The 18,108-nt window shown below is 60.8% G+C and carries 16 protein-coding genes and 1 other RNA gene; 14 read left to right on the top strand and 3 right to left on the bottom strand.

Translation table 11 applies throughout. The features are described 5' to 3' along the window. Positions 1–65: 65 nt before the first annotated feature. Positions 66–1,190 (bottom strand): YbdK family carboxylate-amine ligase, encoded by a 1,125-nt coding sequence (locus Q9Q94_RS00365; protein ID WP_305978031.1) that lies wholly within the window; start codon positions 1,188–1,190, stop codon positions 66–68. Beyond that, positions 1,187–2,398, bottom strand: a complete 1,212-nt coding sequence (locus Q9Q94_RS00360) for a cation:proton antiporter (protein ID WP_305978030.1) — start codon at positions 2,396–2,398, stop codon at positions 1,187–1,189. Before Q9Q94_RS00360 ends, Q9Q94_RS00365 begins: the two co-directional genes overlap by 4 nt. Positions 2,399–2,634: 236 nt before the next feature. On the opposite strand from Q9Q94_RS00360, the gene pyrC reads away from it, so the two are divergent. The 3 genes from pyrC (at position 2,635) to Q9Q94_RS00345 (ending at position 4,720) form a co-directional block, all read left to right on the top strand. Continuing rightward, positions 2,635–3,669, top strand: coding sequence for a dihydroorotase (gene pyrC / locus Q9Q94_RS00355; protein ID WP_305978029.1), 1,035 nt, complete (start codon positions 2,635–2,637; stop codon positions 3,667–3,669). A 14-nt stretch (positions 3,670–3,683) separates the two neighbouring features. Next, positions 3,684–4,109 carry a hypothetical protein gene (locus Q9Q94_RS00350; RefSeq protein WP_305978028.1) on the top strand — a complete coding sequence of 142 codons (426 nt, stop codon included), beginning with the start codon at positions 3,684–3,686 and terminating at the stop codon, positions 4,107–4,109. Positions 4,110–4,201: 92 nt separating this feature from the next. Next, positions 4,202–4,720, top strand: coding sequence for a YgjV family protein (locus tag Q9Q94_RS00345; RefSeq protein WP_305978027.1), 519 nt, complete (start codon positions 4,202–4,204; stop codon positions 4,718–4,720). Between the two features lie 3 nt (positions 4,721–4,723). Here Q9Q94_RS00345 and Q9Q94_RS00340 read toward each other — a convergent pair whose 3' ends face one another. Beyond that, entirely contained in the window at positions 4,724–5,944 is a 1,221-nt protein-coding gene (locus Q9Q94_RS00340; protein ID WP_305978026.1) for an HD-GYP domain-containing protein, read from the bottom strand. Positions 5,945–6,059: 115 nt separating this feature from the next. On the opposite strand from Q9Q94_RS00340, the gene rnpB reads away from it, so the two are divergent. The 11 genes from rnpB (at position 6,060) to murG (ending at position 18,004) form a co-directional block, all read left to right on the top strand. Next, an RNA gene (gene rnpB / locus Q9Q94_RS00335) (RNase P RNA component class A) lies at positions 6,060–6,446 on the top strand. Positions 6,447–6,805: 359 nt separating this feature from the next. After that, a complete protein-coding gene (gene mraZ / locus Q9Q94_RS00330; RefSeq protein ID WP_305978025.1) occupies positions 6,806–7,258 on the top strand; it encodes a division/cell wall cluster transcriptional repressor MraZ in 453 nt (150 codons plus the stop codon). Beyond that, positions 7,255–8,217, top strand: coding sequence for a 16S rRNA (cytosine(1402)-N(4))-methyltransferase RsmH (gene rsmH / locus Q9Q94_RS00325; RefSeq protein ID WP_305978024.1), 963 nt, complete (start codon positions 7,255–7,257; stop codon positions 8,215–8,217). Before mraZ ends, rsmH begins: the two co-directional genes overlap by 4 nt. After that, entirely contained in the window at positions 8,214–8,483 is a 270-nt protein-coding gene (ftsL, locus tag Q9Q94_RS00320; RefSeq protein WP_305978023.1) for a cell division protein FtsL, read from the top strand. The genes rsmH and ftsL overlap by 4 nt, the downstream gene beginning before the upstream one ends. Next, complete coding sequence (locus Q9Q94_RS00315; protein ID WP_305978022.1) at positions 8,480–10,225, top strand: penicillin-binding protein 2; 1,746 nt, start codon at positions 8,480–8,482, stop codon at positions 10,223–10,225. Before ftsL ends, Q9Q94_RS00315 begins: the two co-directional genes overlap by 4 nt. Beyond that, positions 10,222–11,733 (top strand): UDP-N-acetylmuramoyl-L-alanyl-D-glutamate--2,6-diaminopimelate ligase, encoded by a 1,512-nt coding sequence (locus Q9Q94_RS00310; RefSeq protein WP_305978021.1) that lies wholly within the window; start codon positions 10,222–10,224, stop codon positions 11,731–11,733. The genes Q9Q94_RS00315 and Q9Q94_RS00310 overlap by 4 nt, the downstream gene beginning before the upstream one ends. Further along, on the top strand, positions 11,730–13,109 hold the full coding sequence (murF, locus tag Q9Q94_RS00305) for a UDP-N-acetylmuramoyl-tripeptide--D-alanyl-D-alanine ligase (RefSeq protein WP_305978020.1): 1,380 nt from the start codon (positions 11,730–11,732) through the stop codon (positions 13,107–13,109). Before Q9Q94_RS00310 ends, murF begins: the two co-directional genes overlap by 4 nt. A 4-nt stretch (positions 13,110–13,113) precedes the next feature. Next, positions 13,114–14,202 carry a phospho-N-acetylmuramoyl-pentapeptide-transferase gene (gene mraY, locus Q9Q94_RS00300; RefSeq protein WP_305978019.1) on the top strand — a complete coding sequence of 363 codons (1,089 nt, stop codon included), beginning with the start codon at positions 13,114–13,116 and terminating at the stop codon, positions 14,200–14,202. A gap of 102 nt (positions 14,203–14,304) precedes the next feature. Beyond that, positions 14,305–15,699, top strand: coding sequence for a UDP-N-acetylmuramoyl-L-alanine--D-glutamate ligase (gene murD, locus Q9Q94_RS00295; RefSeq protein ID WP_305978018.1), 1,395 nt, complete (start codon positions 14,305–14,307; stop codon positions 15,697–15,699). Positions 15,700–15,734: 35 nt separating this feature from the next. Continuing rightward, positions 15,735–16,934 carry a putative lipid II flippase FtsW gene (ftsW, locus tag Q9Q94_RS00290; RefSeq protein WP_371929806.1) on the top strand — a complete coding sequence of 400 codons (1,200 nt, stop codon included), beginning with the start codon at positions 15,735–15,737 and terminating at the stop codon, positions 16,932–16,934. A gap of 8 nt (positions 16,935–16,942) precedes the next feature. Next, positions 16,943–18,004, top strand: a complete 1,062-nt coding sequence (gene murG / locus Q9Q94_RS00285) for an undecaprenyldiphospho-muramoylpentapeptide beta-N-acetylglucosaminyltransferase (protein WP_305979458.1) — start codon at positions 16,943–16,945, stop codon at positions 18,002–18,004. Positions 18,005–18,108 lie beyond the last annotated feature (104 nt).

Genomic DNA, 18,108 nt, shown 5'->3' with positions numbered 1-18,108 from the left:
GCCTTGCCGTGCTTTAGCACTGTCGTCGGCTCGTCTTCGCGTTTCGTCTCTGTCTGGAGCTGGATTTACTGACTGTCGCGCCATAGCCGGGCCTGCTCCCACACCAGATCGGGCAAGCTGCCGGAGCGGGCATAAGTGTCGCGCATCCAGCGGGTGTCGTTGCCCTGTTCGGCAATTTTGCGCAGGCGCAGCAGGTGAGTGCTGGTGCCCAGCTCGGCTGCGTGCGGCATCAGCTTGTCGAGCGTGGCGAGGAAGTCTTCACGCAGCAGCGCTTTCTGCTTGCTGGCCGGGTCGATCAGCCCGCCGTCGAAACCGAAACGCGCGGCCTGGAAGCGGTTGAAGGTGTAGACCGCGTACAGCGATTCATCGATCAGGAAGGGGCGCTCGACCAGCAGGTAGCGGCACACCGTCTGGGCGTAGGCGGCGAGTTCGGTGGCGCGCTGAATGGTCAGCGGGGTGTCGCAGATGCGGATTTCGACCGTGCCGAATTCCGGCTTGGGGCGGATGTCCCAGTAGAAATCCTTCATGCTTTCGACCACGCCGAAGCTCTTCATCTCGTCGTAATAGCTGACGAATTCGCTCCAGCGTTTCACCAGCGGAGCCCGGCCCGAGAGCGGGAAGGCCGAGATGGCGTTCAGGCGCGAGGACTCGAAGGCTGTGTCCACGCCTTGGTAATAGGGCGAGGCGGCGGACAGGGCGATGAAGTGCGGCAGGAAGCGGGACAGGCCGTGGAGCAGGAAGATGGCTTCGTCGCCGTTCGGGCAGCCCACGTGGATGTGCTGGCCGAATACGGTGAATTGCTTGGCGAGATAGCCATACAGCTCGCCCAGCTGATGGAAGCGCGGCTTGTCGAAAATCTTGCGCTCCGCCCAGTGCTGGAAGGGATGCGCGCCGCCGCCGCTGATCAGCAGGTTCAGCTTGTCGGCGGCGGCGAGCAGGGTCTGGCGCACGTCGAGCAACTCTTCGCCCAGCTCGGTCGCGTCGTGATGCACGCCGGTGCTGACTTCGATCATGCTCTCGGTCATTTCTGGCTTGAAGTCGCCGCGGTGCTTCTTGCGCTCGATCAGCGCCAGCAGCTCGGTAGCGCCGCCGGTGAGGTCGCCATCCAGCCGGCTGATGATCTGCAGCTCCAGTTCCACGCCCAGCGAGAGCGCGGCCGATTGGGTGAATTCGAGTGAGGTGTCAGTCATTGCGTATCTCCGGTCTCGTTGGCGCGGCGCAGGGCAAACTGCAGCGCAGGCGGGGCGAGGAATTCCATGATCAGCAGGGCCGTCAGCACGATGGCGGCAAGCTGGGCACCCAGCTCGGGCCAGATTGCCGCCGTGCGCTCAACCCACAGCAGGGCCGCGCCGGACATGGGCAGCAAACCGATGGTCAGCAGCGAAGCCTTGCGCAGTGACAGCCCGCTGGGGCGCGCAAACAGGAATACGCCGATTCCCTTGCCCAGCGCGCGGGCCGCCAGCAGGCCGACGGCAGGCAACAGGGCCGCCACGAACTGGCTGGGCTCCAGCAGCGAGCCGGTGGCGACGAACACCACGATCAGGGCGAGGCGCGAGAGCAGGCCGAAGTCCATCGGCTGCAGGCGGTGCTGGCGATCCAGGCTGCGGCTGAGGATGCCTGCAAACAGCAGACTGATCACGACCGACAGTTCCAGCGTCTTGGCCAGCGCCACGGCGATGATGATCAGCCCCACTGCGGCCAGTGGCTGGCTGTAGTTGCCGGGGCGGATGCGCGCGAGCAGGCGCAGCACCAGCCAGGCGGTCAGTCCGCCCAGCGCGGCAGAGCCGGCGATCAGATAGAGCGGATGGAGCAGGGCGGTGGCCAGCGGGGCGGCTGTTTCGCTGTGCTGCCAGGCGTACGCCACGCCGAGCACGACGAAGCCGTAGCAGCTCGACAGCGCGCTGAGCAGGCACAGGCGATCGGTGACCTGACCGCGCGAGGTGCTGTCACGCGTGACCCCCAGCACCACGGCCGGGCCGGTGGAGGCGGCCAGGGCGGCGATCATCACGGCAAGGATCAGCGGCTGATCAAACAGCAGCATCAGCGCGCCCACCGCCAGAAAGGCCAGCAGCGATTCCGCAAGGCTGGAGGCGAGCAGCCAGGGGTTGCGGCGCAGCCAGCCCAGGTCGATGCGCTGGCCGAGCTCGAACAGGATCAAGGCAAACGCCAGCTCGAAGACGACGTGGGCGGCGGGCAGCAGGCCGGTCAGCGTCGGTTCGCTGCGGGCGAAGCTGAGCAGCACCCCGGTGGCGATGTAGGCGCTGATGCGCGGCAGGTGCAGGCGCTTGGCCAGCTCGCCCAGCGCGATGGCGAGGAACAGGATGAGGCCGAAGCAGGCCAGCGGATCAAGCGCGAGTGGCCAGTCTGGCCAGAAATGCAGATCAAGCAGAGACGCCATGGAAGGGCTCCTTTCTTGCTGTGGTAAGACTGCTTGCAAAGCCGCATGTGGCAAGGGTTTGCAAGGGTGTGTGCCGAAGACCGGCTATGGGCGGCCTTCTTCGTGGAGGATGTTTGAAGAGGCGCGTTAATGCTTGTTGTGCAGGATGTGACTACTGATCTGCGTCAGAGTTCCCCGTGCCGTGCCGGCAGGCTTCCACTACAATCCGGCCACCGCCTTGTTACAAGAAGTCATTCATGCAGCAAATTACCATTACCCGCCCCGACGACTGGCACCTTCATCTGCGCGATGGAGCTTCGCTGCCGACTACCGTGGGCGACGCTGCGCGCCACTTTGGTCGTGCCCTGATCATGCCGAATCTGCGCCCGCCCGTCACGACCGTCGAGCAGGCCGCTGCCTACCGCGCCCGCATCCTGGCTGCAGTGCCCGAAGGTCTCAAGTTCGAGCCGCTGATGACGTTGTACCTGACAGACAACACGACGGCTGACGAGCTGAAACGGGCCAAAGAGAGTGGCTTCATTCATGCGGTGAAGCTGTATCCCGCGGGCGCCACAACCAATTCGGATGCCGGCGTGACGTCGATCGAGAAGCGGTATTCCGTGCTGGAACACATGCAGGATCTCGGTCTGGCCTTGTGCGTGCACGGGGAGGTGACTCATGCTGACGTGGATGTTTTTGACCGCGAGCGCGTGTTCATTGATCGCGTACTGGCACCTCTGGCGCAAAGACTGCCGGGTTTGCGTACGGTGTTCGAGCACATCACGACGCGGGAAGCGGCGCAATACGTGAGCGAGGCTGGCCCCAACGTGGCGGCCACGATTACCGCGCACCACCTGCTGCTGAACCGCAATGCGATCTTTGCGGGCGGCATCCGCCCGCATCATTACTGCTTGCCTGTCCTGAAGCGCGAGACGCATCGCCGGGCGCTGGTGGAAGCGGCCATTTCTGGCAACCCGCGTTTCTTCCTCGGCACGGATTCGGCGCCGCACGCGCAGAGCACCAAGGAAAACGCCTGTGGGTGCGCCGGCTGTTACACGGCCAATGCGGGCATCGAACTGTATGCCGAGGCATTCGAGGCGGCCGGCTCGCTGGACAGGCTGGAAGCCTTTGCCAGCTTCAACGGGCCGGACTGGTATGGCGTGCCGCGCAACGCAGAGCGCATCACGCTGGTGAAGGATGCCTGGCAGGTGCCGGCGACGCTGGACTATCTGCCCGGTGACCCGCTGGTGCCATTGCGCGCGGGCGAGACGATTGCCTGGCGAATGACCTGAAAAGGAGTGGATCGATGAAGAAGCTGCTGTGTCTCCTTGCAACGCCCTGCGCGCTGCTGCTGGCTGGCTGTGAAAACAACGCAGCTTCTTATGTGATCGACAACACCAAGGATCACTCGATTGCGCTGGTGCGCGAGCAGAATCTGGCCTGGGTGGGGCCGGTCGAGCAGCGTTTCGTGATTTCCCGCTTTCCGGAATGTCAGCGCCGCTACACCGTCGATTCGGCTACGACCGAGATGGTGAAGGTCGATCTCTATGAAGTCCGCCCGATGCTCTACGCTGCGCAGCAGGGCTCGACCTGGTACGCGCTGGGGACCGAGGAGTGCCAGTTGCAGAAATTCAAGGAGCCGCCGCCGGTGATCCCGCCCGGCCGCCTTATTGGCAGCTTCGAGAAGAAGGACGGCCAGCTCGTCTTCACGCCCTTGGCCGTCGGGCCGTAGGCGGATTGGCCTTGCTGCCTACGTAGCACACCGGATTGATCCGGGAGCGCTCTGCTGCGAGACTGGAGGCCATCCTTTCTCGCCGTAACGCCTTGTACTCCGACATATTTTCCCTGCCGCAACTGTTCGGCTATGCCACGTTCCTGCTCGGCATGGTCACCTTCTCACGCAAGCACGACGGGCATTTCAAGCGCTGGCTGACGGCGCAGAATTTTCTCTACGCCGTGCATTTCTACCTGATGGGCAATCCGGCAGCCGTAGCCAGCATGGGGCTGTCGATGGCGCGCAACCTGCTGTCGATGCGGACGCGGGCCCTGTGGGTGGCCGGGGTGTTGCTGGCGGCCAATCTGCTGCTGAGTCTTTTTGTGGTCAAGTCTGCCTGGAATGTGCTGCCGCTGCTGGCGGTTGCGGTGGCGACCGTGTCGATGTTCCGCCTGGAGGGGCTGCAGCTGCGTTACGGCATGCTGGTCGCCACCCTGCTGTGGCTGGCCAATAACATCCTGACCGGCTCGATTGGCGGCACGGCGATGGAGGTTGTGATCACCATCGTCAGTTGCGTGACGATCTTCCGCCTGCGGCGCGACCGGCAGCTGGCTGCGCAGGAAGCCTGAGACTCATGCGCTGATGAATGGCGTAGTGTCGATCTTCCATTTGACCGGGTCTTCGTGGCCGAGGATGCGATCTGCACCGCCTGATCCCATGGGTTTGGACAGGTCCAGATCGTAAGGCTCGACGCGGTTATTGGTCTTGGCGTTGAACACGACCTTCAGGCGCGGCTGAAGCAGGCTGCTGTCGTTCTGTTCGACCACGATGCCCAGCCGCCCTGACTCCAGCTTGACCAGTGCGCCGACCGGGTAGATGCCCACGCAACGGATGAAGGCCTGAACCAGTTTCGGGTCGAAGTGGAAGCTGCTCCATTCGTGCAGCTTGCGCAGCGCGTCGGTGGCCGGAATGCCGCGGTGGTAGCAGCGGTCAGCGGTGATCGCGTCATACACGTCGACGATGGAGGACATGCGCACCAGTTGCTGGATCTTGTCCGGCGGCAATTTATCAGGGTAGCCGTTGCCGTCCATGCGCTCGTGGTGGTGCAGAGTGATGTCCAGCGGGATCGGACCGATTTCGGGGGATTTCAGCAGGATTTCATAGCCGTCCCGCGGATGACGCTTGATCAGCTCGAATTCTTCATCCGTCAGCTTGCCGGGTTTGTTGAGCACTTCATCCGGCACCAGCGCCTTGCCGGTGTCGTGCAACAAACCGCCCATGCCGGCCTGGCGCGTGGTTTCAGCATCCAGCCCGAGGGTGCGGCAGAAGGCAACAAGCAGTGCGCAGACGCTGACGCAATGCAAAAAGGTGTAGTCGTCCTTGTTCTTGATGGTGAGCAGGCCGACGATGGCGCCACTGTTGCGCAGGATGGATTCGGTGATGCTTTCCACTACGTGGTCGACCTGTTCGGCTTCGACTGCGCGCCCGAGGCGGGCATCGGCCATCACGTTGCGCACCAGCGCCTGGGCGCGGCCCTTGATGGCGTGGGCGCGCTGGATTTCTTCGTCACGCGTGGCGTGAATGATCATCGGCTGCTCGGCCGTGACCAGATCGATCATCTCCTGCTGCAGGGTCTCGCGTACCTCGTCTTCGGTTGGCGCATCGGGGACATCGAGTCCCTTGTCCGTGTCGATGTAGACGTAGTGAATGCCGGTTTCAACGATCTTTTCGATCTGGGCATCACTGTTGAGCTTGAACTGGTTCTTGAGAAACGGGTGGGTCAGCCAGTCACAATCCAGTTCATGGATATACATGCCCAGACGCAAATCGGCAGAAGGGATCTTCTTGATCATGCTCGGTTCTCGGGAGGTAATTTCTGTTCCCTCCTGTCTACGGCACTTTCTGCTGAAAATGAAGGCACAAGGTTTTATCCGGGCTCGGGCCGGCCTGCCCGTATAATCGTGGCGGGAAGTTCGCCAGGCAGTCGCTGTGTGCGCGTGCGTACATGGAGGAAAGTCCGGGCCCCGCAGGGCAGGATGCCGGCTAACGGCCGGGCGCTATAAGTCGAAAGACCCAAGGCGACGGAAAGTGCAACAGAAAACATACCGCCGATGGCTCCGCAAGGAGATCAGGTAAGGTTGAAATGGTGGGGTAAGAGCCCACCGCAGACGTGGTGACACGTTCTGGCTTGGCAAACCCCATCCGGGGCAAGGCCAAATAGGGGGGCGTTGATGTGGCCCGCAGAGCCCCCGGGTAGGCTGCTAGAGCCTTGCGGTAACGTAAGGCCCAGAGGAATGACTGCCCCGTCGGCGCAAGCCGGCGCGACAGAACCCGGCTTATCGGCGAACTTCCCACTTCGCTTCACTCCTCTCGAAGAGCCGCCTCTGGTGGCGCTCTCCAGACCCCCTTCTCGCGCAGCCGCTCCCTGCGGCCATCTGCGCTGCCATGTGCTGTAAAGCCACGCCAGTGGCGGCTCTTCGACTCCCTTCTGACAAGTCCTGACGACATTCATCTTGTTGGCCCCTGCTGGCCGGCTGGAGGCTTGTGCGCAAGTCCTTGTTCGCTCGCCGGTTTTCCGTCAGCCGTGCTTGACCGGTCTGTTCTTTGCAACTAAAGTGGAGCGAAGTGGGATAAAAGGGGTGAGAGTGGATTAACTGGGCGCTGAAGTGGTGCTCGTATCCATCGCCGCTTCCCGGGGTTTCAGAGGGGAATCAATGTCTTTTCAGGGTGCAGCTGCACTGAGTCTCGATGCGAAGGGTCGTTTGGCGATCCCGGCGCGGCATCGTGACGCCCTGATGAGTCAGTGCGGCGGCAATCTGGTGCTGACCGCGCACCCGCACGGCTGCCTGCTGGTCTATCCGCGGCCGGCCTGGGAGCCGATCCGCGATCAGATCCTGGCGGCGCCGGGGCTGGACCGGGGCGCTGCAGCGCTCAAGCGCCTGCTTGTCGGCAATGCACGGGATGAAGAAATGGATGCTGCGGGGCGGGTCCTGGTGGCGCCGGAATTGCGTGGCTTTGCGAAGCTGGACAAGCAAGTACGTCTGGTGGGGCAAGGCCGTTGCTTCGAGTTGTGGTCGGAAGAGGCGTGGAACACGCAGCAGGATGAGGCGGCTGCCTTGTTTGCCAGCGGCGCACTGCCGGCCGGTTTTGAAAACCTTTCGCTGTGAGTGGCGAATTCAGTCACATCACTGTCCTTCTGAACGAGGCAGTGGAGGCCCTGGCAATCAGGCCGGACGGTGTGTACGTAGATGCGACCTTCGGGCGCGGCGGACACAGCGGGCGGATTCTGGCAGCACTGGGTGCGCAGGGGCGGCTGATTGCGTTTGATCGCGATCCGCGAGCGATCGAAGCTGGCAAGGCGCTGAACGATCCGCGCCTGACGCTGGTGCATGAGCCGTTCTCGGAGTTTGCCAGCACGCTGGATGCGCTGGGCGTGGATGCAGTGGATGGGGTGTTGATGGATCTGGGCGTGTCGTCGCCACAACTGGACGATCCGAGCCGGGGAATGAGTTTCAGGTTCGATGCGCCGCTGGACATGCGCATGGATCCGACGCGGGGCGAGAGCGCCGCGCAGTGGCTGGCCCGCGCGAGTGTGGCCGAGATGTCAAACGTGCTGAGGGATTACGGAGATGAGCGGTTTGCTTACGCGATTGCAAAGGCGATTGACACTGCTCGGCAGGGGGGCAATGTTGCTACCACAGGACAGCTTGCCGAGATCGTTGCGGCGACCGTCCGCACACGCGAGCCGGGGCAGCATCCGGCGACGCGTACCTTCCAGGCTCTACGGATTTGCGTCAACGGCGAGCTTGAGGAGTTGTCGCTGATCCTGCCGCTGGCAGTGCAGCGATTGAAGACCGGGGGAAGACTGGTGGTGATTTCTTTCCATTCGCTGGAAGACCGGATCGTGAAGCGCTTCATGCGTGATCACGCGAAGGCGCCTGCGCTCCCCAGGGGTTTGCCGGTGCGCGAAGTGGACAGACCCCAGCCTCCGCTGCAGCTGATTGGTGATGCGGTGCGTCCGAGCGAGGGCGAAGTGCGCGCCAATCCACGCTCACGCAGCGCCATCATGCGTGTGGCCGAACGTAGCGCTGCGGTCTTTGGTGGAGGTGCCGCATGGTCCGCATGACAGCAGTTCTCATTCTGGCCGTGATCGCGTGTTCGCTGGGCGTGGTGAGTTCGCAGCACGAATCACGCCGGCTGGTGACCGAGATTGAGCGCGAGCAGGCGCATACCCGTGCCTTGCAGGAAGAATTTACCCGGCTGGATATCGAACAACAGGCCGTGGCGGCTTTGCCCACGGTCGAGAAGCTTGCGCGCAAAGCATTGCGCATGGATGTGCCGGGCAAGGATACCCAGATTTCGCTGGACCTCTCAAGGGAGGGGCGTCGATGAAAAAGACCTACACCTTTAACCATAATCCGTTGCTGTCTGACCGGTTGCCGCAGTGGCGTGCCCGTTTCGTGCTGATCCTGCTGCTGGCGGGCTCCTGCACACTGGTCGGGCGAGCGATGTATCTGCAAGGGGTCAATAAAGACTTCCTGCAGCGCAAGGGCGAGTCGCGCTATGCGCGAACCCTCGAGTTGCCTGCCAATCGCGGCAAGGTCACGGACCGCCATGGCGACACATTGGCGACCAGCACACCGGTCAAGTCGATTTTCGCGATTCCTGATCTGGTCAAGGCATCGCCAGCCGAACTGGTTCAACTGGCACGAGCTCTTGAACTTGATCCGCGCGAAGTTCGGCGCAAACTGGATAGCGGCAAGGATTATGTTTTCCTGGCTCGTGGCGTTTCGCCGGATCTGGCCGAGCGTGCGCTGGCTCTCAAGCTGCCTGGAGTGCAGGCGCAGCAGGAGTTCCGCCGCTACTATCCGAGTGGTGAGATGGCGTCGCATCTGGTGGGTTTCACCAATGTGGATGATCGCGGACAGGAAGGTATCGAGTTGGCCTTCAACTCGGATCTGACGGGTCAATCAGGGTCGCGTCGGGTTATTCAGGACCGGCGTGGGCAGATTGTTGAAGACGTCGAAACCATGCAGCGTCCACAGGATGGACGTGACGTGCAGTTGGCGCTTGACGCAAAGATCCAGTATCTGGCCTACAGCGCGCTCAAGCAGGCTGTGCAGACAAACAAGGCCAAGGCTGGCGCGGCGGTAGTGCTGGACGCCAGGACCGGCGAAGTGCTTGCGTTGGTGAATAGCCCGACTTTCAATCCGAATAACCGCAAGGGCCTTTCCGGTGAGCAGTTGCGCAATCGGGTTATGACGGATAGCTTTGAGCCGGGTTCGACCATGAAACCGTTCATTGCCGCCATGGCGCTTGAGTCGAGCCGTTTTCGTGCCGACTCGATGATCGATACCCAGGGTGGCAAACTGACGATTGATGGGGCGACCATCGGTGACTCGCATGGCGGTGGCGGGATGATGTCGGTTGCGCAGGTCATCCAGAAGTCTTCGAATGTAGGTGCCGCAAAAATCGCTTTGGCATTCCCTCCGCAGCACATGTGGCAACTCTACGATACGCTCGGATTCGGTCAACCACTCAAGTTGGGCTTTCCGGGCGAGGTGGGGGGGCGTCTGAGACCCTGGAAAACCTGGCGCCCGATCGAGCAGGCAACCATGGCTTATGGTCATGGTGTGTCCGTGACCATGATGCAGCTTGCGCATGCCTACATGGTGTTTGCACGCGACGGGGAATTGGTCCCCCTGTCTCTGACCCGCGTGGAAGCCCCTGCATTGCATGGCAAGCAGGTGTTCAGTCCAGAAGTGGCGCGCCAGGTTCGGGCCATGCTGGAAACCGTGACTCAGCCGGGCGGAACCGCGGTGCGCGCGCAGGTGCCTGGGTATCGTGTTGCGGGTAAGACGGGTACGGCTTACAAACTGGTCAATGGGCAGTACACCAACAAGTACCTGTCGTCTTTCGTCGGGTTTGCCCCTGCGTCAAATCCACGCCTGATCGTGGCTGTGGCCATTGATGAACCGGGCGGGGCGCAGCACTTTGGTGGGGATGTGGCTGCCCCGGTGTTTTCGCAGGTGGTTGCCGGATCGTTGCGGGCGCTGGGTATTCAGCCGGACGCTCCGATCGTGCCGATGCAGGTGGCGCAGCAGAAGGTCAATCCAGTGAAGGAGGATATGTGACCTCCAGTCTGGCCGGCGCAATCATGGCGTTGCTGCGTGCCGAGGCGGGCAGCCTGCGGCGCGTGTCGGCTGACTCTCGTGCAGTTCAGCCTGGTGATGTGTTTCTGGCCTATCCGGGTCACGCCAGTGATGGTCGTTTGTACATTCGCGACGCTATCAGTCGCGGTGCGGCTGCGGTGTTGTGGGAGCGTGAAGGTTTCGAGTGGGATGGTTCCATGCAGCTGCCCAACCTGCCTGTCGATAATTTGCGCTGGCTGGCCAGTGACATTGCCGACGAAGTGTTTGGCAATCCATCCGGAAAGTTGTGGATGGTGGGGGTGACCGGCACGAATGGAAAAACTTCAATTTCTCAGTGGGTGGCACGCGCTTTCAATCAGCTGGGGCGCAAGTGTGCCGTGATTGGCACACTGGGCTCTGGTTTTCCCGGGCGTCTGAACACCACGGGCAATACGACACCGGATGCCATTGTTCTTCAGGAGGATCTGGCAAGGTTTGTGACTGATGGTGCGCAAGCTGTTGCGATGGAGGTTTCATCCATTGGTCTGGACCAGGGGCGGGTGAGCGGTTGCTGCATGGATATTGCGGTGTTTACCAATCTGACCCGTGATCATCTTGACTATCACCATTCCATGGATGCCTATGCGGCAGCCAAAGCGCGGCTGTTCGATATGCCCGGGCTGAAGTCGGTGGTGCTGAATTTTGACGATCTTATGGGGGTCGTGCAGGCTCGTCGTCTGGCTGCCAACACCAACCTGCAAATCATGGGCTACAGCCTGATTCCGGACAATGCGTCTGCTGCGCCTGCGCACCACATGCTGATTGCCGAGAATCTGCGCACCACGACAGTTGGAATGCGTTTTAACGTGCTGTTTGACGGGCAACGCGCCGAGATGTCCGTGGGGCTGGTCGGGCAGTTCAATGTATCCAACCTGCTGGCCGTGATCGGTGTGTTGATTCAGTCCGGCTACAGCTTCGAACAGGCGATCGAAGCTGCGCGGGACCTCACCCCACCCGAAGGTCGCATGCAAACGCTAGGTGGTATTGGCGAGCCGCTTGTGGTGGTCGATTACGCCCATACGCCAGATGCACTGGAACAGACCCTGTTTGCACTCAGACACACGGTAGGGTCACGGCAAGGGCGTCTGATTTGCGTGTTCGGCTGCGGCGGCGATCGCGATCCGGGCAAGCGTCCGTTGATGGGCGAAGTTGCTGCCCGCCTGGCTGATCAAGTGGTGATTACCAGTGACAATCCGCGCAGTGAAAGCCCTGCCGGGATCGTGGCGCAAGTGGCGCAGGGGGCGTCCGGTGCCCGATGCATTATTGATCGGGCAGAGGCAATTCGCGAATGCGTGCTGCAGGCTGGTGTAAATGATGTTGTTCTGATCGCCGGCAAGGGGCATGAGGATTATCAGGAAATTCAGGGGCAAAAACACCATTTCAGTGATGCCGATCATGCGGTGGCGGCCTTGACCGCATGGAATCGTCAACAACAGGAGTCACGCCAATGATGTGGCTGCAGGAAGCAGCACAGGCTGTCGGCGGCAGGGTTATTGGTGACAATGTCGAGTTCCAGTCGGTGAGTACCGATACGCGTGAGAATCTTGCTGGAAAGCTGTTCGTTGCCTTGCGTGGCGAACGTTTCGATGCACATGACTTTCTTGCACAAGCGCTTGCCCAGGGGGCTGTGGCGGCAGTGGTCGAGTCGCGTGAAGGATTGCAAGTGCCGGCTGGCTTGCCGCTGTTGCAGGTGGCCGACACCCGGCTGGCGCTGGGGGCTTTGGCTGGCTACTGGCGCAATCAGTTCAAGCTGCCCGTGATTGGCGTGACGGGAAGTAATGGCAAGACTACGGTCAAGGAAATGTGCGCAGCGATTCTGCGAGCCTGGCTAGGTCCGGAAAGTGTATTGGCTACTCAGGGAAACCTGAATAACGACATCGGATTGCCGCAGATGCTTCTGCGCCTGAATACGACACATCGTGCTGCAGTCATCGAGATGGGAATGAATCACCCGGGTGAGATAGCCTATCTCGCTGCACTTGCCAGACCGACGGTCGCCATTGTTACCAATGCGCAGCGTGCTCATCTGGCCGGGATGGGCGGACTGCAGGCAGTGGCCGAAGAAAAGGGTGAAATCTTCAGGGCTCTTGCGCCGGATGGGGTGGCTGTCATCAATGCAGATGACGAGCATGCTGCGTACTGGTACGCGAACCATGGCGAGGCCGATATCTGCAGCTTCGGGCTGGAGCATACGGCTAATACCTCTGCGCAATGCAAGGCACAGGGTCTGGGCAGCCGGATGGATGTTCTGACTCCACAGGGTGTGGCGAGTTTCTTCCTGCCTGTGCCGGGACTGCATAACGCACGCAATGCTCTGGGAGCCGCCGCGGCGTGTCTTGCTGCCGGATCACCGCTTGATGCGGTCGTGTCCGGGCTGAGCGGTTTTGTAGCAGCCAAGGGGCGTTTGCAGCCCAAACCGGCCATTGGTGGAGCAACCTTGCTCGACGATACGTACAACGCCAATCCGGATTCCGTGCGAGCCGGAATCGATGTGCTTGCCGCCACGCCGGGACGCAAGCTTCTGGTTCTCGGCGACATGGGCGAAATCGGCGAGATGAGCGCTCAGTATCACGATGAAATTGGTGGCTATGCCAAAAGTTCAGGCGTGGATGCTCTGTTTGCCCTTGGCGAGCAGAGCGCGCTGGCGGCGAGGAATTTTGGCAGTGGTGGAGAGCATTTTGACAGTGTTGAGGCATTGGTTGAAGCCATCAGACCTGTGCTTGGAGCGGATGTTGTGGTGCTGGTAAAAGGGTCGCGCTTCATGCGCATGGAACGCGTGGCAGAGGCCCTGGCCCTGCCGCAGGACAAGAATCAACGAGGTCTATAGACCGATGCTACTCAAACTTGCTCTCTGGCTGGGTGAGGATATCCGCGCATTCAACGTGTTCGGCTACATCACCTTGCGTGCCATGCTTGCGGCGCTGACTGCGCTGATCATTTCCTTCATCTTCGGCCCTCCGCTGATTCGCTGGCTGGCGGCCAAGAAAATTGGCCAAGCCGTGCGTGATGATGGCCCCAAGTCGCATCTGACCAAGGCCGGTACGCCTACCATGGGAGGCGCCCTGATCCTGATCGCTATCGGTATCACCACTTTGCTGTGGGGAGACCTGTCGAATCGTTACATCTGGGTAGTGCTGCTTGTTACTCTGGGATTTGGCGCGGTCGGCTGGGTGGACGACTGGCGCAAGGTTGTTCATCGTGATCCGAAAGGTCTGGCCAGCCGCTGGAAATATTTCTGGACTTCAACGATTGCCCTTAGTGCTGCCGTCTTTCTGGCCATGACGGCCGATACTCCGGCGCATACCCAGCTGATCGTTCCCTTCTTCAAAACTGTTTCATATCCGCTCGGCATTTATGGTTTTGTGGCACTGACCTATTTCGTGATCAACGGAACAAGCCATGCGGTCAACCTGACGGACGGCCTTGATGGTCTGGCAATCATGCCGACCGTGATGGTGGCTGCAGCGCTGGCGATCTTTGCCTATGTTGCTGGTCACATGGGGTTCTCGAAATATCTTGGCGTGCCGTATATCGCCGGGGCCGGCGAGCTGGCCGTATTTTGTGGCGCGATGGCGGGGGCGGGGCTCGGGTTTCTGTGGTTCAACGCCTATCCGGCAGATGTGTTCATGGGCGATGTTGGTGCTCTGGCCTTGGGTGCCGCACTGGGTACGGTTGCTGTCGTGGTGCGACAGGAGGTCGTGCTGTTCATCATGGGTGGATTGTTTGTAGCCGAAACCCTGTCGGTGATGCTGCAAGTTGCCTACTTCAAATGGTCCGGCGGCAAACGGATTTTCCGCATGGCGCCTCTGCATCATCATTACGAACTCAGTGGCTGGAAGGAAACCCAGGTGGTTGTGCGTTTCTGGATCATTACCCTGATGCTGGTCCTGTTCGGTTTGTCCACACTGAAATTGCGATGAGAAAATGATGCTTTCGAGAATGGCCAGCAAGTTTGTCGCCATGAGTCAAAATGCTGCACCCCGCAAGGCGTGCAGCATTTTGCGTTGCAGGAGCGGGCAGGAATGAAGCCCGATTACAGCGCTCGGCGCTATCTTGTGCTGGGGCTCGGTGAGTCCGGTCTTGCCATGGTCAGATGGCTGTTGCGCTGTGGTGCGCAGGTGCGTGTCGCTGACTCCCGAGCCATTCCGCCGGGGGTCGAGACCTTGCGTGAATCCTGTGCAGGCGCCGAGTTGATATGTGGCCCGTTTTCGTCAGCGCTGCTTGACGGGGTGAATGTCGTAGCACTTAGCCCTGGGTTGTCGATTCATACACCCCTGCTGCGCGAAGCACATTCGCGCGGGATTCCCGTCTGTGGCGAAATCGAACTTTTTGCCCAGGCTCTGGTTTCTCTGGGGGAGCGTCAGCGCTGCAAAGTGCTGGCGATTACCGGAACCAATGGCAAAACCACTACCACCAGTCTGTGTGGCGTGCTGGCGCGTGCAGCAGGCAGGGAAACGTCGGTTGCCGGGAATATTTCGCCCGCTGCGCTGGATGAATTGATGCGGTGCATGGATGCAGGAAGATTGCCACAGGTGTGGGTTCTGGAACTGTCGAGTTTCCAGATGGAAACCACTACGGCCTTGCAGGCGGATGCTGCGACCGTGCTGAACGTTACGGATGATCATCTGGACCGCCATGGTTCGATGGCTCAGTACGCGCATGAGAAAGCCCGGATTTTCGACGGTAGCGGCGTGCAGGTTCTCAATCGTCAGGATGCATGGTCGTCGGAAATGGCGCGTTCAGGGCGGCGGGTGGTGAGTTTTGGTCTGAATCTTCCTCCAGGGGAGAATGACTTCGGCATTCGTGAGGTTGCCGGGGTGCGCTGGATGGTCCGCGGAGACGAGCAGTTGCTGCCCTGCGCCGGATTGCCGATGGTTGGAGAACACAACCTGTCCAATGCACTGGCGGCCTTGGCACTTGGGGCTGCCATTGGGCTGCCGATGACTCCGATGCTGGCAGCTCTGAAGGAGTTTCGTGGATTGCCGCATCGCGTCGAGCGTGTCGCGTTGCGTGACGATGGGGTGGCCTTTTACGACGACTCCAAAGGAACCAACGTTGGCGCTACCCTGGCAGCACTGCAGGGAATGGGATGCAAAGTGGTACTGATTGCTGGCGGAGACGGCAAAGGACAGGACTTTTCTCCTTTGCGCGAAGCGTTTCGCTCCCATGCGCGAGCAGTTGTCCTGATTGGGCGTGATGCGTCGCGAATCGAAGCGGAAACAGCTGGCAGCGGTGTCGAGTATCTGCACGCCAGCAGCATGGAAGAGGCTGTGCGGATCGCCAATCAGTGTGCTCAAGCCGGCGATGTGGTGCTTCTGTCGCCGGCATGTGCCAGCCTGGACATGTTCCGGAATTATGCGCATCGCGCCGAGGTATTCATTGCAGCGGTGCGGAGTTTGCAAGGAGTAAGCGAGTGAGAGCTGCTGGTATTCTTTCCTGGGCAGGCCGAGGGGTGAGCTTGAACCCTTTCGATACACGGGCTTCCAGTCTGGCCTCCGGGCGACTGGGGGGACGAGTGACACATCCGGGAGAACTCGACCCGTTGTTGTTTTGGTCCGCGGCGCTCCTGCTGATTTTCGGACTGGTGATGGTGTATTCCTCGTCAATCGCTTACGCCGAAGGCAGTCGCATGTCCGGCCACCAGGCCGGGTTCTTCCTGTGGAAGCACATCATCTTTCTGGCTGTAGGGCTGGTTTCCGGCGCCGTTGCTTTTCAGGTTCCGGTGCGCACATGGCAACAGCTGTCACCCTGGCTGGCCGGAGCCGGACTGCTGATGCTGGTTCTGGTCCTGATTCCGCACATCGGTCGTGAGGTGAATGGAGCGCGGCGCTGGATTCCTCTGGGCTTTGCCAATATTCAGCCCTCTGAGCTGATGAAGCTGTTCGTGGTTCTGTATGCGGCCGACTACACCGCACGCAAGTTGCCGGACATGAAGAGTTTCAAGCGCGCATTTCTACCCATGGCCAGCATGATCCTGCTGATTGGCGCACTTCTGCTGCGCGAGCCTGACTTCGGGGCCTTCGTTGTCATCAGTTGCATCGCTTTCGGGATACTTTTCCTCGGAGGTCTGAACGCACGGATTTTTGGTTTGCTGCTGGTCGTGGCGCTGGTTGGTTTCGTGTTGCTGATCTGGCTGTCGCCGTATCGACGCGAACGCCTGTTCGGTTTTGCCGATCCATGGAAGGACTCCTTGGGAAGTGGCTACCAACTCTCCCATGCGTTGATCGCTTTCGGGCGTGGCGAGTGGTTGGGAGTCGGTCTGGGGGCCAGCGTCGAGAAACTGTTCTACCTGCCTGAAGCGCATACCGATTTTCTGCTTGCGGTGATTGCCGAAGAGCTTGGCTTTGCGGGAGTAATGGCCGTGATCGCGCTGTTTGCGGTGTTGGTGCATCGTGCGTTCGCTATTGCCCGTCGTGCGCACCAGCTGGACAAGCATTTCGCCGGACTGGTGGCTCAGGGGGTAGGGTTGTGGCTCGGGATCCAGTCACTCATCAACATGGGGGTGAACATGGGTGTATTGCCAACCAAAGGTCTGACATTGCCGCTGATGAGTTTTGGTGGGTCCGGTATTCTTGCAAACTGCCTTGCTCTTGCGATCCTGCTACGGATCGACTGGGAAAACCGGCAGGTCACACGCGGAGGCGGGACGTGACAAGGCGTATCCCCAAGTTGTTGGTGATGGCTGGCGGTACGGGAGGACATATCTATCCGGGAGTCGCTGTAGCCGAGGCATTGCGCAAGCGAGGTTGGCAGATTGCCTGGATGGGAAATGCCGACCGCATGGAAGCGAAGATTGTTCCACCGTTGGGCTATGAATTGGCCTGGATCCGTTTTGGAGCGTTGCGCGGAAAAGGGCTGGCGCAGAAGTTCCTGCTGCCGCTGAATCTGCTGAGGGGCTTCTGGCAGGCACTGCGAGCGATTCGACGGGTTCAGCCGGATGTGGTGCTGGGGATGGGCGGGTATGTCACCTTTCCAGGCGGCATGATGGCCGCGCTGCTTGGCAAGCCGCTGGTTATCCATGAACAGAATTCGGTCGCGGGCCTGGCCAACAAGGTTCTGGCTGGCGTGACCCGGCATGTGGTCAGTGGCTTCCCTGACGTGATCAAGGGCGGTGTCTGGCTGGGTAATCCGGTGCGGGCCGATATTGCCGCCCTACCTGAGCCCGAAGAGCGTTTTGCTGGCCGAAGTGGCCCCTTGCGGGTGCTGGTGGTTGGCGGTTCGCTGGGGGCGCAGGCATTGAACGATACGGTCCCTCAAGCCCTGGCCCTGATGCCGGCAGAGAATCGCCCGGTAGTAACCCACCAGTCGGGCGCCAATCAGCTTGACTCCCTGCGCCAGGCGTATGCCGGGGCGGGAGTGGAAGGCGAACTGCTGCCGTTCATTGAGGATATGGCTGCACGCTATGCGGCGGCCGATGTGGTGATCTGTCGGTCGGGCGCCCTGACCGTAGCCGAGCTCGCTGCAGTTGGTGTTGCCAGCGTCCTGATTCCGTTGCCGCATGCTGTGGATGATCATCAGACAGGCAATGCACGCTTTCTGTCTGGACAGGGAGCTGCCGAGCTGATTCCCCAGTCGGAACTGAGTCCGCAGCGCTTGGCGGACTGGCTGGAGAGAGTGGATCGCGCTCAGCTGCTGAGAATGGCGCAAGCGGCACGTTCCGTAGCGCGCCCCAAGGCGGCGGACGAGGTTGCGGATTTATGTGTCAGCCTGTGCCGATGCTGAAAATAGACAAATCCATCGCGAGCCAATACGGACGCCAGAGAGAGTGTGCCGCCGGAGCCGTCAAGACGTGTATTGGCGCACAAAATTTGCGACACTCTGCGCGC

The organism is Uliginosibacterium sp. 31-16, from assembly GCF_030730865.1.
GTDB lineage: Bacteria > Pseudomonadota > Gammaproteobacteria > Burkholderiales > Rhodocyclaceae > Uliginosibacterium.
The sequence above is the reverse complement of the archived record's forward strand: the minus strand, read 5'-3'. Positions and strand labels throughout refer to the sequence as shown.